This is a genomic window from Liquorilactobacillus mali (assembly GCF_001437155.1).
GTDB classification, from domain to species: Bacteria; Bacillota; Bacilli; order Lactobacillales; family Lactobacillaceae; genus Liquorilactobacillus; species Liquorilactobacillus mali_A.
In genome coordinates this window covers 37,539-53,143 of the sequence record NZ_JQAR01000015.1, presented here as the reverse complement: position 1 = coordinate 53,143, position 15,605 = coordinate 37,539, and the positions used below count along the sequence as shown (strand labels likewise).

General features: G+C 37.0%; 12 protein-coding genes and 5 tRNA genes. 15 read left to right on the top strand and 2 right to left on the bottom strand.

Annotated elements, in window-relative coordinates; genetic code table 11:
• The first annotated feature begins 146 nt into the window (after positions 1 to 146).
• The 9 genes from IV36_RS07500 (at position 147) to IV36_RS07460 (ending at position 6,736) form a co-directional block, all read left to right on the top strand.
• Positions 147 to 218: transfer RNA gene (locus IV36_RS07500), tRNA-Glu, on the top strand.
• 8 nt (positions 219 to 226) lie between these two features.
• Positions 227 to 299 (top strand) — tRNA-Thr (locus IV36_RS07495).
• Positions 300 to 685: 386 nt separating this feature from the next.
• Positions 686 to 1,666, top strand: coding sequence for a hypothetical protein (locus IV36_RS07490; RefSeq protein WP_056991561.1), 981 nt, complete (start codon positions 686 to 688; stop codon positions 1,664 to 1,666).
• Between the two features lie 533 nt (positions 1,667 to 2,199).
• A complete protein-coding gene (locus tag IV36_RS07485) occupies positions 2,200 to 3,654 on the top strand; it encodes a peptide MFS transporter (RefSeq protein ID WP_420864920.1) in 1,455 nt (484 codons plus the stop codon).
• A 76-nt stretch (positions 3,655 to 3,730) separates the two neighbouring features.
• Positions 3,731 to 3,816 (top strand) — tRNA-Tyr (locus IV36_RS07480).
• A gap of 3 nt (positions 3,817 to 3,819) precedes the next feature.
• A tRNA-Gln gene (locus tag IV36_RS07475) sits at positions 3,820 to 3,891 on the top strand.
• A gap of 163 nt (positions 3,892 to 4,054) precedes the next feature.
• Positions 4,055 to 4,855 (top strand): pyrroline-5-carboxylate reductase, encoded by an 801-nt coding sequence (gene proC / locus IV36_RS07470; RefSeq protein WP_056991559.1) that lies wholly within the window; start codon positions 4,055 to 4,057, stop codon positions 4,853 to 4,855.
• Positions 4,856 to 4,875: 20 nt separating this feature from the next.
• Positions 4,876 to 6,012, top strand: a complete 1,137-nt coding sequence (gene nagA / locus IV36_RS07465) for an N-acetylglucosamine-6-phosphate deacetylase (protein WP_056991558.1) — start codon at positions 4,876 to 4,878, stop codon at positions 6,010 to 6,012.
• Positions 6,013 to 6,034: 22 nt separating this feature from the next.
• Complete coding sequence (locus tag IV36_RS07460) at positions 6,035 to 6,736, top strand: GntR family transcriptional regulator (protein WP_056991566.1); 702 nt, start codon at positions 6,035 to 6,037, stop codon at positions 6,734 to 6,736.
• Positions 6,737 to 6,875: 139 nt separating this feature from the next.
• Here the strand turns inward: IV36_RS07460 and IV36_RS07455 are convergent, their stop codons facing one another.
• A complete protein-coding gene (locus IV36_RS07455) occupies positions 6,876 to 7,622 on the bottom strand; it encodes a WecB/TagA/CpsF family glycosyltransferase (protein ID WP_056991557.1) in 747 nt (248 codons plus the stop codon).
• A gap of 181 nt (positions 7,623 to 7,803) precedes the next feature.
• Here IV36_RS07455 and IV36_RS07450 point away from each other — a divergent pair, with 181 nt between their 5' ends.
• The 6 genes from IV36_RS07450 to IV36_RS07425 all read left to right on the top strand — a co-directional run bounded on the left by IV36_RS07450 (position 7,804) and on the right by IV36_RS07425 (position 14,138).
• Positions 7,804 to 9,267 (top strand): nicotinate phosphoribosyltransferase, encoded by a 1,464-nt coding sequence (locus IV36_RS07450; RefSeq protein WP_056991556.1) that lies wholly within the window; start codon positions 7,804 to 7,806, stop codon positions 9,265 to 9,267.
• Between the two features lie 57 nt (positions 9,268 to 9,324).
• The gene (gene nadE / locus IV36_RS07445) at positions 9,325 to 10,152 is read left to right on the top strand and encodes an ammonia-dependent NAD(+) synthetase (protein ID WP_056991555.1); all 828 of its coding nucleotides are present in this window, start codon (positions 9,325 to 9,327) and stop codon (positions 10,150 to 10,152) included.
• An 86-nt stretch (positions 10,153 to 10,238) separates the two neighbouring features.
• Entirely contained in the window at positions 10,239 to 12,416 is a 2,178-nt protein-coding gene (locus IV36_RS07440; protein WP_082623731.1) for a Tex family protein, read from the top strand.
• 6 nt (positions 12,417 to 12,422) lie between these two features.
• A complete protein-coding gene (locus IV36_RS07435) occupies positions 12,423 to 12,881 on the top strand; it encodes a SprT family protein (protein WP_056991553.1) in 459 nt (152 codons plus the stop codon).
• A 49-nt stretch (positions 12,882 to 12,930) separates the two neighbouring features.
• Positions 12,931 to 13,016, top strand: a tRNA-Leu gene (locus IV36_RS07430).
• 138 nt (positions 13,017 to 13,154) lie between these two features.
• Positions 13,155 to 14,138 (top strand): beta-ketoacyl-ACP synthase III, encoded by a 984-nt coding sequence (locus tag IV36_RS07425; protein ID WP_056991552.1) that lies wholly within the window; start codon positions 13,155 to 13,157, stop codon positions 14,136 to 14,138.
• Positions 14,139 to 14,292: 154 nt separating this feature from the next.
• Here IV36_RS07425 and IV36_RS07420 read toward each other — a convergent pair whose 3' ends face one another.
• Positions 14,293 to 15,453 carry an LCP family glycopolymer transferase gene (locus tag IV36_RS07420; protein WP_056991551.1) on the bottom strand — a complete coding sequence of 387 codons (1,161 nt, stop codon included), beginning with the start codon at positions 15,451 to 15,453 and terminating at the stop codon, positions 14,293 to 14,295.
• Positions 15,454 to 15,605 lie beyond the last annotated feature (152 nt).

Below are 15,605 nucleotides of genomic sequence, written 5' to 3'. Positions count from 1 at the left end.
TAGCGCCGATAGTAGTTGGGGGATCGCCCCCTGCGAGGATAGGTCGTTGCCGTGCAAGTGGCTCAGAATTTGTTGATAACCGGGATAACTGATTATTTTCAGTTTCTGAGTTTTTTGTTAGCAAAATCGGTTGTATTTTGCTGTGCGACCCGTTGGTCAAGTGGTTAAGACACCGCCCTTTCACGGCGGTAACATGGGTTCAAATCCCGTACGGGTCATCTGAAATGCCGGCTTAGCTCAGCTGGTAGAGCATCGGTATCGTAAACCGAGGGTCACAGGTTCAAGTCCTGCAGCCGGCATATATATACCTTATTTTACGAGGCTTTAAGCAGCTCCATTGCATCATTATTGTATTAATTGCCAGTTTTTCTAAAGCTGGTTTATTTTTTTGCCCAATTTTATCCGGTAAGTTTTTAATTTACGGTTAAGTTTTTCGTAAATTGGGTCTTTTTTATATTTTTCAATCAAATGTGTATGTAGTTTTCCTATGTTTGGCAACTAATTGTATGTTCAAATTATATGGAGTACTTTGTCAAGTCATCCTTTATAGTTATTATATGTAGGCGTATAAAGCAGCTAGTAATAGAATAATATAATTTATCTATATTTAATATGGGCACTATGTTTTTCGTAAATAGAGATATATAATGAATAGACTAGTTTAATTATAAAGGGGAGCTTAAACTTGAGGCATTTAAGTATTAAACGATATAGGAGAATTATAATTGCTTCTGGCATAGGAGTCATCGCAACAACATCTTTATTGGGGTATGGATTTGTCAAAAATCAGAACCAAAGGGCAGATGCAGACCAGGTTAAAACCGAATTAGTAAAAGTTAGCAGTTATGGTAAGGATTTCAATGGTAGTAGCGAAAAGAGATTAAAAGCACTTAAAAAGTTGGAAACCGAATATGCTAAATATTTGAAATCAACTACTGTGGGAAAAAATGGGGAAATCACCTATAAATTTGAAACATTGATTACCAGAGAAAAGAGATATTTTAAAAATAAAGCCGACAGTATCATTAGGGAAAATGAGACCAATAATTTGAAGAAGGAAACAAAGGATACACTGCAGTCCAAGGTTGCCAACTTAATCCGTGAATTAAAGGACGTTAAGAGTGAAAAAGGTATTGTATTTACGTCCAAAAAAGTTAAGGACTATACTGAGGAAATTAACGCTTTTCTTAATAAATACAATTCTAAATTAAAAAAAATAAATAATAAAAGGGAGGCTAAGGCTTCCAGTACAGCAATCACTGCGGCAGAAAGTTCAGCAACATTGGCTACAAATCAATCTGACTCTGTCAATACTGCTAATTCGACAGCGGCTGTTAAATCATCTACAGAAACAAGCTCAACTGGTACATATTCAAGTGCCGAAAATAGCAAAACATACAGCTCTGCGGGAACGGCCAAGCCAACAGTATCTAGAACATATACAACATCAAGCACAAAAGGCTACAGGGCAACGTCAACTTATAAAGCGCCAACATATTCTAGTTCTGCCAGATCAAGTAGTGATGCACAAGAGTCAAGTACTACAACTGATTATGCAGGGCAAACATCAGACACTCAGCATTATGTTGGAACCAGCACTGAGGGTGAAAGTTCAATCACTGTAAATAACAATTATGGAGAATCTAATGGTGCTGATTTTAAATGATTTATCGAAGTGACACTTAAATGTTAGATAAAAATTTATCAAAGAGTGGGAAAAATTTTATTTATTCATTAATCTTTATTATGAATATACGATTAAATTAAATAAGGGAATAGAATGATGTGTAGGTATGTGATAAGCCATTTTGGTGGTCTGCCTATACATTATAAATAATTGCAGTAAGCCAAACGATGCTAAATGGGAGAGATATAACGATGATATGAAAATCTTAGTTAAATCTATCATGGATGCTGCAAGGAATAATTTGAAAACAAATACTGAAGTAGCAATGAAAATACGGCAATACGACCGAATTGAGTTTCTTATTTTTAATTTTGTTGACACTTTTGTATGACTGTTTTTATCATAAACATGGAAACGTTTTGATTACTTATGTGTTAAATTATAGAATAATGATACTTATAATTTTATTTTACATACGATGTAACCATGCGCGTAATTAAAAAATTATTTAATTATATAGGACAAAGTACTAATTGAAGATCAGGAGGAATTTACTAATGGATAAAAAAACGATGGATGTGACGTTTTTGGGACATCCGCGAGGATTATCCACACTTTTTTTCACAGAGATGTGGGAACGATTTAGCTATTATGGCATGAGAGCGATATTACTTTATTATATGTACTATGCTGTCGATGCTGGTGGACTTGGTTTTAGCAAATCACTTGCATTATCTATAATGTCGATTTATGGGTCGCTTGTTTATCTTTCAAGTGTTTTGGGAGGATTTATCAGTGACAGGGTCTGGGGCAGCCGCAGAACTGTATTTGTGGGCGGAATTTTAATAATGCTAGGTCATACGGTATTAGCCACCCCATTTGGTAAACTGGCACTTTTTATTTCAATTGCATTAATTGTCATAGGAACTGGACTCTTAAAACCAAATGTTTCGGAGATGGTTGGAGATTTATATCAAAAAGGTGATGCAAGAAGAGATACAGGCTTTAACATCTTTGTTTTTGGAATTAATCTAGGGGCGTTTATTGCTCCAATTATTGTGGGTTATTTGGGTCAAAAAGTGAATTTTCACCTGGGTTTCTCACTAGCAGCAATTGGAATGCTAATAGGTTTAATCCAATATTATTTTGATGGTAATAAGTACCTATCAAAGGATAGTCTGTATCCAAATGATCCAATCGATCCAAGCGAATTACGGACAATTATTAAGAAGATACTTCTCTTTGTCATAGTAATTGCTCTGATTCTTACTATCATGTATTTATTTAATCTGTTGACCATTAGTAATGTTATTTTATTGATAACGATTATTGCAGTATTGATTCCAATCTATTATTTTGTAGTAATGCTGAATAGCAGAAAGATAACTAAAAGTGAAAGATTACATGTGTGGGCATATGTTCCATTATTTATTGCAAGCATATTATTCTGGTCAATTGAGGAGCAAGGTGCCGTTGTATTGGCAATATTTGCCAATGAGCAAACCCGACTAGAGTTTTTGGGATATTCATTTCCATCTAGTTGGTTTCAAAGTATGAATCCATTATTCATCATGATATATGCTCCAATTTTTGCAATAATTTGGACTGCACTAGGGAGTAAGCAGCCAGCAGCACCATCCAAGTTCTCGTATGGTCTTTTTTTTGCAGGCCTGTCCTTTCTATGGATGATGCTTCCAGGAATTTTATTCAGCACCGATACGAAAGTCGGTCCTTTATGGTTAATAATGAGTTGGGCCCTAGTAATAATTGGTGAAATGCTGATTTCTCCGATTGGACTTTCTGCTACAACCAAATTAGCCCCTAAAGCATTTGAATCACAAATGATGAGCTTATGGTTTATCAGTGATGCAGTTGCACAGGCATTCAATTCACAATTAGTAAAATTTTATAATGAACAAAATGAAGTTGCTTATTTTGGAATAGTCGGGGCTGTTACAATTCTTTTTGGAGTTGTATTATTGATGTTTTCTTCAAAAATAAAGAAATTGATGAAGGATATCGAATAAAAATTCAAAAAACACTTGCACAAGATAGTGAAAAATAGTATTATTATTAGGTCGGATATGACAACGGTAATGCTATGGAAGGGTAGCGAAGTCTGGCTAAACGCGGCGGACTGTAAATCCGCTCCTTCGGGTTCGGTGGTTCGAATCCACTCCCTTCCACCATATTGGGCTATAGCCAAGCGGTAAGGCAACGGGTTTTGATCCCGTGACGCGCTGGTTCGAATCCAGCTAGCCCAATTAAGAATAGAAGATAGAGAACGAAATAATTTTGTTTCGTTCTTTTTTTGTCTTTTTTTTATTTTATATCGAAAAAGATGGAACAAGAGTGATTGACTTTTCAAATAAAAATGATACATTCAGTACATTGGTATATATCATTTTCTAAAGTGGAGGTTGGCAAATGAAAATTGGATTTATCGGTGTTGGGAATATGGCCAAGTCAATAATTACAGGCTGGTTGACGAAAAAGGTTTTTGAACCTGGGGATATCCTTGTACATAGCGCACATCGGAATAATTATGAGGAATACGCACAAAAAACAGGAGTTATTGCATGTACTAGTAATGCTGCTGTGGTTGAGGAGGCAGACATTGTTTTATTGGCTGTGAAACCTTTTGTGTTAGCTAGTGTGATTGATGAAATAAAAGATGTAACTACTGGGGGAAAGCTTATTATCTCTATGGCTAGTGGTGTTTCATTGGAAGAAATATCTACACAATTTGAAAGTAAGAAAATACCTATAATTAGAATCATGCCTAATGTAAATGTCGAAATCAATGAAGGAATGACAGCGTTTGTTAGGAATGATGCTGTATCTGATATCATTTACGAACAGACTAAGAGCTTGTTTGACAGTTTGGGTCGGACATTGGAGATTCCTGAGAAGGATTTTAGTATTTTTGTAGCACTGGCAGGAAGCTCACCTGCGTATATCTATTATTTTATAGATGCGATGGCTCGTTCAGGTGTTAAGTACGGTCTTACTAAGAAACAAGCAACAGAAATATCTGCCCAAGCAGTTTTAGGCAGTGCCCAAAAAGTTTTAGCAGGAACAAAATCTCCTATGGATATGGTTGATGATGTTTGTTCTCCAGGTGGAACGACAATAGCTGGATTATTGGCAATGGAGGAAGCAGGTTTCATGACTGCAGTTGTCAAGGGCATAGATGCAACTGTTTTAAAGGACCAGGCAACACACTAAGAAGGGGAGACGAAAATATTATGACAAAAGTTTTAAAACACGCTGATATTTTTACTGGGACAGAAGAAATTAAAGATGGGTACATTCGTTTTTCTGAAAAAATCGAAGATGTTGGACCAATGGCACAGTTTGTCGCTAAGGGGGAAGACACAGAGGTTGTTGACCTTGAGGGCAAAATCATTGTTCCTGGTTTTATTGATGTTCACAGCCACGGTGGTTATAGTTTTGATGCGATGGATGGAAATGCTGACCAAATCGATGAGATGGTGACAGACATGATTCATGAAGGCATTACGAGCTATTTTGCAACGACAATGACACAATCGCATGAAAATATAGCGAAGGCTATGGTCGGAATCAAGGAAGCGGCAAAGAGAAATCGTGTAATTCAAGGTATTCATTTGGAAGGCCCATTCATTTCACCTGTTTTTAAAGGAGCCCAACCGGAAAAATATATTCAAGCACCAGATGTTGAGTTGTTTGATAAATGGAATGAACTTTCTGGTCATCTGGTAAGACTGGTTACTTTTGCTCCCGAGCATGAAACTTCAGCAAAGTTTGAGGATTATTGTCTGCAAAATGGGATTGTACCTTCAATTGGTCATAGTAATGCTTTAAGAGAACAGCTTAAGCATTCAAAAGCAAGTCATGTTACACACTTATATAATGCACAGCGAGAATTCAAGCATCGTCAACCTGGTGTAACTGGGCATGCATTACTTGAAGATAACATTTATTGTGAAATGATTGCTGACGGGTTTCATGTTGTTCCAGATATGATTAAGTTGGCATACGAGATAAAGGGACCGGAGCGAATTGAGTTGGTTACTGATTCGATGAGAGCTAAAGGAATGCCTGAGGGTATTTCTGAACTTGGAGGACAAAAAGTTATTGTTAAAGATCGTCAGGCACGACTAGAAACTGGAAATTTAGCCGGATCGGTATTGCAATTTCAAGAAGCATTCCGTAATATTATTGCATATACAGGTTGTGGAATTAAAGACGCGGTTTTAATGTCATCTGTTAACCAGGCACGCGAATTTGGTCTTACTACCAAAGGTACTCTTGAGATTGGGAAAGATGCTGATCTGAACATTTTAACTGGTGGATTAAAACTAATAGAGACATACAGTTATGGAACTTGCTACAAAAATTAAACACGAAAGAGGGAATATACTAATGTCATCACCTATTTATATTCAGATTCACAACGAAATTAAGCGTTCAATTGAGTCTGGGAGGTGGAAGGTAGGCGAGCGTATTCCCTCAGAACGTGAGATGGCTGTGACCTTTGGTGTGAGTCGAATGACTCTGCGACAAGCAGTAAAAACTCTTGTCGATGAAGGTATTCTCGAAAGGCATGTAGGTTCTGGTACATTTGTCGCTAGACAAAAAGTTCAAGAAAAAATGTCATCTGGTGTGACTAGTTTTTCTGAATTGATGAGAGCACAAGGGAAAAAGCCATCTAGTAAAACAATTTCTTATCATATTGCAACTCCATCTTTGAGTGAAATGGAGAAACTGAATTTGGTGGAAAAAGATCTGGTTTTGAGAATGGAAAGAATCAGGTATGCTGACGGTGTGCCAATTTGTTTTGAGGTTGCTACAATTCCTCATGAATTAGTAAAACAATACAGTAAGGAAGAAGTCACAAGTTCTTTGTATCATGTGCTTGAAGAGAGTGGGCATATAATTGGGCACGCACAACAAACGGTTTCTGCGATGTTAGCTTCAGAACAGATAGCTGAATATTTAGGAATTCGCAGAGGCGAGGCTGTACTGCGATTGCGTCAGATCACTAATCTAGAAGATGGAAAGCCATTCGAATATGTTAGGACGCAATATGTTGGTGAGAGATTCGAGTTTTACTTGGAAAAATAGCTTGTTATTTTGCTAATAAAGAATTGATGAAACTTTGACTTATGAAACACGTTTATATGGAATAAATAAATAGAGGAGCTGGTTCAAAATATAACTTTTGAACCAGCTCCTTTTTTGAACTTAATAATAATAATTTAAGTCAGTCATCAGTCTTAAGCAGGCCAAATTTTTCCAAATATATCATTATTAGGTATTTGGGCAATGCTAGCATTCTCCAGAATCTAGATGGTTCTTGGAATAAACGATATAACCACTCAATATGATGCTTTTGCCAAAAAAGTGGAGCACGTTTGACAGTTCCTGCTAGAACATCGAAACTACCACCGACTCCCATCCAGATAGAAGCAGTGAGCTGACGATGCTTGGCAATAAAAAATTCCTGTTTTGGGAAGCCCAATGCAACAAAGACAAAATCTGGATTGCTTGCTTTAATCTCGGTTGCGATCTCCTGTTCGTCCTCAAAATAACCATCATGATATCCCGCAATCTTCAAAGCAGGATATTCATGACGAATTTTAGCAATTGCTTTTTTGACTGTTTCGGGCTTAGCACCTAAGAAATAAACACTTTTTTGTTCTTTATCAGCAAATTCCAACAAAGAGCAAAGCGTATCAAAACCGGTTACTCTTTCAGGCAAAGGAGTCTTCAGTATATTAGCACCCTTAATAATCCCAATCCCATCGGCAGTTGTGTAGTCGGCTGATTTGATTACCGCTAAATACTCTGGATTATCACGCGCGTACAAAACAATTTCAGGGTTGGCTGTGATTACGAAACGATTTGAATGATTCAGGCTATCTGTCTTTAACTGTTCCAGTAGTTCCTTATTTGTAATTTTAGTAAAATTGACACCAAGGACAGCTACTTTTTCATATTTATCTGACATAAAATACCTCTTTTTCAAAATGACTAGCCATAGTATAACAGAAATGACGTGATTATGAAAAAGTGTTATTATAGTGCAATGGACATTGCATAAAGGGAAAGCGTTACAGCTTTTATTTTTTTGTGTAAATGTGATTACAAATAATAATATTGCTCAGCATAGCTGAGAAGGAGTAAAAAAGATGGAAATGAATTATCCAGACGATAGTTATGCTTTACATACTGATGAATATCAGATCAATATGATTCAAACGTATTGGCTGAAGGGGATTGACCAAAGAAAAGCAGTTTTTGAGCTTTATTTTCGAAAAATTCCCTTTCAAAATGGGTATGCTATCTTTGCTGGTTTAGAACGTGTAATTGATTATCTTAATAAATTACACTTTACAAAAAGTGATCTTGAATATTTAAAAGAAACTGGTAATTTTTCTGATGATTTTTTGGAATACTTAAGAAATTTCAAGTTTTCAGCAACGTTAAGAGCTGTAGTGGAAGGAGAAGTTGTCTTCAATAATGAACCAATCTTGCAAGTTGAAGGTCCCCTTGCGGATTGTCAACTTGTCGAGACGGCAATTTTGAATGTAGTCAACTATCAAACATTGATTGCAACAAAGGCAGCTCGTGTGAGATCGGTCGTTCATGATGATGCTATCATGGAGTTTGGAACAAGAAGAGCTCAAGAATTTGATGCAGCTATTTGGGGAACCAGAGCGGCTTATATTGGTGGCTTTGATGCGACGAGTAACGTAAGGGCCAGCAAAATTTTTGGAATCCCAGCTAGCGGGACTCATGCACATGCGCTTGTTCAAGCATATCGTGATGATTATGAGGCGTTCAAGGCATATGCTACTACACACAAGGATTGTGTATTTCTTGTTGATACTTATGACACCTTAAGGAGTGGAGTTCCTAATGCAATCAGGGTTGCAAAGGAATTAGGTGATAAGATAAATTTCTTGGGTGTGCGAATTGACTCTGGAGATATGGCGTATATTTCTAAACGTGTTAGGGAACAGTTGGATGAGGCTGGCTTTTCAAGTGCTAAAATATATGCTTCAAATGATCTTGATGAAAAGACAATCACAAATTTAAAAATGCAAGGGGCAAAGATCGATGTGTGGGGAGTTGGAACAAAGCTGATCACGGCATACGATCAGCCTGCACTTGGCGCAGTCTATAAGATGGTAGCAATTGAGAATAGCGACGGAATTCTCGAGGATACGATTAAATTATCAAGTAATGCAGAAAAAGTTTCAACACCAGGGAAGAAACAGGTATGGCGCATTACAAAGAAGGCCGATGGTAAATCCGAGGGTGATTACATCGCTTTGTGGGATGAAAAGCCCGCAGAAGAAAAATCATTGTACATGTTTCATCCACAATACACATATATTAATAAGAATATAACAGATTTTGATGCACGCCCGCTTTTAAAGGATATTTTTGTAAATGGAACACAGGTTTACCAAGTTCCTAGTCTAATAGCAATCAAAGAATATGCACATGAGCGGCTCGACAGTCTCTGGGAAGAATATAAGCGTGACCTTAATCCACAAGACTATCCAGTCGATTTGTCTGAAGCGTGCTACAATAATAAAATGAAGATAATTAAAGAAATTCGTGAAAGTATCAATAAAAAAGCGTAAAATGATGGTAGAAAACATCACATATAATTATGTGTGGCACTCAAGGAGGATTTCTAGATGAGAGAGTTACAAAAAAAAATTATCAGTGAATTGTGTGTTAGTTCTGCTTTTGATCCAAAGGCTGAGATTCGAAAAAGTGTTGACTTTATGAAGGAGTATCTAAAAAAACACGATTTTCTGAAAACACTTGTTTTGGGAATATCGGGTGGACAAGATTCTACTTTGACCGGTGCGTTAAGCCAGTTAGCAATCAAGGAATTACGAACAGAAACCGGTGATAATGAATATCAATTTATTGCTGTACGACTACCATATGGTAACCAAGCCGATGAACAAGATGCGATGGATGCAATCGAATTTATGAAGGCTGATAAAATAGTTCGTGTTAATATCAAGCCAGCAACAGATGCGATGGTAGAAAGTATTGCAGAAAATGGCTTAGAAGTCAGTGATTTCAATCGTGGGAATATCAAGGCACGTGAACGAATGATTGCTCAATATGGAATTGCAGCTGCTAACAAAGGAGCTGTGGTTGGCACGGATCATGCTGCTGAAGCAGTAACTGGGTTTTATACAAAATTTGGTGATGGCGGCGCAGATATTACTCCACTATGGCGCTTAGATAAACGACAGGGTAAAGCAATGCTCGAGATTCTTGGGGCACCGGAGCACTTATATAAGAAGAAACCAACGGCGGACTTAGAAGATAATCGTCCAGCGTTACCAGATGAAGTAGCCTTAGGAGTTACCTATGATGATATCGATAATTATTTGGAAGGCCACGATATTGATAGTGCCGCGGCAGAAAAGATTGAAGCATGGTATTTAAAGACGCAGCATAAACGGCATTCACCAATCACAGTTTATGATGAGTTTTGGAAATAAAAAAATTAGTGTGGTTAAACCATAATCTGAAGTGAATTATCAACTTGGAGGTTTAACTATGCTATTTTTTTTAAAGGAGAATGACAGTGAGTAATCTGATATTAGATAAAATTGCAAAACAGCTTAATTTAAAGTATAAGCAAGTACAAGCGACTGCAGAAATGTATGATGAAGGTGCAACCGTTCCATTTATGGCAAGGTACCGAAAAGAAAAAACCGGTAATCTGGACGAAGTAAAAATCCGTGAAATTCTTAATAGTAAACAGTTGTTAGAGAAGATTGAAAAAAGGCGTGCAGATGTTCAGGCCGCAATTGAAAAACAAGAAAAATTGACTCCAGTTTTGAAGAAAAAACTTGAAGAAGCCAGTTCTTTACAGACAATCGAGGATTTGTATTTACCTTTTAAGAAAAAAAGAAGAACAAGGGCGATGGTTGCAAGAGAAGCAGGAATTGAACCATTTGCTAAATGGTTAATGACGGTAAATGCAAAAGCAGCAAAGAAATATGCTGAGAAGTTTGTAAATCCATCACAAGATGTTCTTGATGTACAGCAGGTTATTTCAGGAGCATGTGACATTATTGCGGAAGAAGTAAGCGAGAATGCTTTATATCGTACTAGAATTCGGCAAATTACTAAGCAGTTAGGTAAAATAACGACTAAGCCTAAGAAAACAGAAGAGGATGAGCAGCAAGTTTTTAAAAACTATTATGATTTTGTAATGTCATACAAAAAAATTGCTAATCATCAAGTTTTGGCAATTAACCGTGCAGAAAGACTTGGAATCATCGGTGTTAGTATTCAGGTGGATGAGGCTCAGATTCTAGACTATTTATCAGTAAGAATTATAAAAAATAAAACACCAGAGATCATTAAAATCTTGCAAGCAGCAATTGCTGATGGATATAAAAGGCTGATCAAGCCAGCAATTGAAAGAGAACTTCGTACTGAATTGACACAAAGAGCTAGTGCACATGCAATTGAAATTTTTGGAGATAATTTATATCATCTATTGATGCAGTCTCCTCTAAAGGGCAAGTGTGTATTAGGATTTGATCCTGCGTACCGTACGGGCTGCAAATTAGCAGTGGTGGATGAGACAGGGAGATTTAAGAGTAAGGCAATTATATATCCGCATAAACAAAAGAATTCGCAAAAAGATGATGTGAATTGGAATAAGGCAATGAGTCAATTTGTAGAGATACTTGAAAAAAACAAGGTAGATGTCGTTGCGATAGGAAATGGAACAGCAAGCCGCGAGTCTGAATCTTTTGTGGCTGAGGCTGTGAAGCAGACTGAGCAGCCGGTTGTCTACGCGATTGTGAATGAAGCTGGTGCGTCAGTTTATTCGGCCAGTAAAATTGCACGGGATGAATTCCCAGACTTTCATGTAGAAGAACGTTCCGCCGTAAGCATTGCAAGGCGTTTGCAGGATCCACTGGCAGAGTTGGTAAAAATTGATCCGCAAGCAATTGGTGTTGGACAATACCAGCATGATTTACCGCAAAAAGAACTTAGTAATAAGTTAGATGCTGTGATTGAAACTGCGGTTAACCAAGTTGGAATTGATTTGAATACAGCAAGTCCACAGCTTTTGCAGAATATTTCTGGCTTGTCAAGTACGACAGCAGCAAATATTGTTGCTTATCGTAATGAAGTCGGGATGTTTACGCAAAGAAATGAGTTAAAAAAGGTACCTAGACTTGGACCAAAAGCATATGAACAGGCTGCCGGTTTCTTGAGAATAATCGGCGGTAAGAATTTCTTAGACAATACTGATATTCATCCTGAGAGTTACCATGTAGCTAAAAGTCTGTTAGAGAAATGCAAGATTATCATTTCAGATATTGGAACAAGCAAGGCCACCGTAAAATTGAAAGGTGTGGATATTCAGGCAGTTGCTGGTGAACTTGGTGTTGGAACGGCAACACTAGCCGATATTGTTACAAGTTTAATTAAACCTGGTAGGGATATTAGATCCGATTTACCTCCAATTCTGTTACGAAGCGATGTTTTAAAAATATCAGATTTAAAAGTGGGCATGAAACTCAAAGGTACAGTGCGTAATGTTATTGATTTTGGTGCTTTTGTGGATATTGGAGTAAAACAAGATGGATTGGTTCATCTATCCCAATTAAGAAGGGAATTCGTAAAAAATCCTAATGATGTTGTAGCAGTGGGTGACATTGTCGATGTATGGGTTTTGAGTGTTGACGAACAAAGGAAGAGGATTCAGCTAACAATGATTTCTCCAGAAAAGAGATGAGTTATTTTGAATAGTGATACTTTGCAAAAACTTGTTGAAAAAATATCTGTGGAGTCATTTGGACAGACTTTTGATTATAATGCAACGTTCAATACGCGTTTACGCACGACTGGTGGGCGCTATGATCTTAGGACACACAACATTGATATAAACCCAAAGATGTTAACTGAACATGGCGTGGAGACTTTGCAAGGTGTGATTAAGCATGAGTTATGTCATTATCATCTGCATCTTAATAATAAAGGATATAGGCATAGAGATTGTGATTTTAAGAAGTTATTGGCCGAAGTAGGTGGCTTAAGATTTGCACCCTTAAGCAGTAACAGCTCAGCACATGCGTATAGGTACATCTGTACAGAATGCGGTCAACCTTATTTGAGAAAACGTAAGATAGATTTAAAAGGGTATGTCTGTTCAAGGTGCCATGGCAGATTGAAATTACAAAAAGAAGCAATGTATAAATAAAAAAGGCTTGCCCTCACGCAGAGTATTTGGTATAATTATTTTTGTTGTTGCGGGTATGGCGGAATTGGCAGACGCGTCAGACTAAGGATCTGGTGGGCGTTACAGCCCGTGATGGTTCGAATCCATTTACCCGCATCATATGGGCTATTCCAAAATTATTGTTTTGGTATGGATTTTTTATTTATGTATAAGTAAAATAAAAGTATCGCAGATTTGTATAAAGAAGTTGACCAATGAACTAATTGGATATTCGATATAGGAGAATATAATAAGATGCCTAGAGCCGTAAAAATAGAAGCCAGTGCACATTATGTGCCAGAACGTGTAGTGACTAATGCTGAACTATCTAAGTATATGGATACTTCAGATGAGTGGATTCAAAAGCATACAGGGATAAAAACGCGCCATTATGCTATTAATGAGAATACGTCAGATCTTTGTGCAAAGGTGGCCAAAAAATTATTAGCCGAGGCCAAGGTTGAAGCCAGTGAAATTGATTTAATCATAGTAGCTACAATTAGTCCGGATTCAATTACACCGGCTACTGCATCACTCGTTCAGCAAAAAATTGATGCAGTGAAGGCTTTTTCTTTTGATATAAGTGTCGCTTGTGCAGGTTTTATCTTTGCATTAAGTACAGCAGAAAAGTTTTTGCGTCACGGAAATTATAACAAAGCAATTGTGATCGCTGGTGAAGTAAATTCCAAAATGATGGATTTTTCTGATCGAACATCTGCTGTTTTCTTTGGTGATGGAGCCGGCGGAGTGTTGTTGACGGCAAGTGATAATCCAGATGATGAAATGTTCATCGCGGAAAAACTTGAAACAAGTCCAGCGCCTAACGTAATTCATAGCGGAAGAATTGCTCCTTTAAGTGAGATATCTGGAGATAATTATCCTAAGATGGATGCTTTTTATCAGGATGGACGTGCAGTTTATGAGTTTGTGACATCGATAGTTCCAGAACATATTACTAATTTACTTGAACAAAATGGTTATACAAACTCTGAATTGGAATTAATTGTGACGCATCAAGCCAATCTAAGGTTAATTGAAAATATTGCACTTGGCATTAATGTACCATTAAGTAAGTTTGAAACAAATGTTGAATTCTATGGTAACACGTCTTCAGCTGGAATAGCGATTGGCCTGGACCGAGCACTAAAGCGAGGAGAAAGGCCCCATGTTGCACTGATATCGGGTTTTGGAGCAGGGCTGTCATATGGCAGTATGCTGCTGGATCTATCTAGAATATAAAAATGGCGTGGGGTGGCTATGCGTGATCTAACATGAGATTATGAAATTTGTAAACACATTTTTTGCTGTGGTTAATTCGAAGTTATATGGATAGAAAATCAAAAAAGGACTAAATCAAAATTAATCTTTGATCTAGTCCTTTTTATATTATATTTTAGTAACCATAGTGAGAAGGAGAACTTGAAGAATAGGTACCATAGGTAGTACCAGTTCCTGATGAATAGGTAGAACCATAGCCAGAGCTTGAGCTGTAGCTGGAACTTGAACCATACGAACTATATATTTGACCAGTGAAAGTAGCAGTTGAAGGATTCAATCCTAATTCTGAACGAATCTTATTAGAAATTTTACGTTTTTCATCTGCCGTGGCAACTTGGTATGATAAACCACCAATTGTTGCATCTTCACCTTGAAGTACATACGATTTAATGGTTCCTGCCGCGTCTTTATAGTTAGTTTCAATTGTCATCATATCATTGAAAGTTAAGTCAGTTTGCATATTGTCTTTAACGGTATTCAATATTTTTTGAAAGTTGGATATGGAAGAAATTGTCAGCAGTTTAGAAACAATTGCTTCAATTACCTGTTTTTGACGTTTCTGGCGTCCATAATCACCCTCTGGATCAGAGTAGCGCATTCTTGAATATGCAAGGGCTTCATTTCCATTTAAGGTCACGGTTTTGCCCTTAGTAACATTGGCATAGCTATAATGGAAGGTCAATAGAGGATCAATTGAAACCCCACCAACTGCATTAACCAATTTTGATAAGCCTCCCATATTAACCAGTAGATAGAAATCAATCGGAATATGGAGTGTCTTTTGCACGGTTGAAATTGCAGCAGATGTTCCCCCAATTGTATAAGCCGAATTGATCTTGTCATAGGAATTGGATGAGCCAGTAATCTTAACTTGAGTATCACGAGGAATACTTGTTAAAGTTGCCCTTTTGGTTTGTGGATTGATAGTAGCAACAATGATAGTATCGGTACGTCCCTTGTCAGTTCTTCCTAGGTCACCAGTATCAGTTCCTAGAAGTAAAACTGAGAAAGGTTTTTTCTTTTTTAAGATCTGAGAGACATTCCTTAGTTTCTTAACTTTGGTTTTTTGATATGTTTTATCAAGAGTTTGTTGGGCAGCTCCTAGCAAGCTGCGAGCATAAATACCAGCTCCATAGAATAAAATCAATACTACAATAAGTCCAATTAAATTTAACATTCTGCGCTTTTTATGTGGTCTCTTTTTGCGGTGGTCATGATTATTTTCTCTTCTTAATGGAGAAGACGTGGAAAATTCATTATTATTATTGTTATTCATCAGTAACTCCTTAATCAACATTGTTACAAGAATTATACTACTAAGAATTGTGGATTGAGTAGCATAACTTAAAATTAAATTTTTTTTAAACTATTTTGGATATTAAATAGGATAATCTAATTAAAAACCGGAGGAAATTTTGTAATAAATTG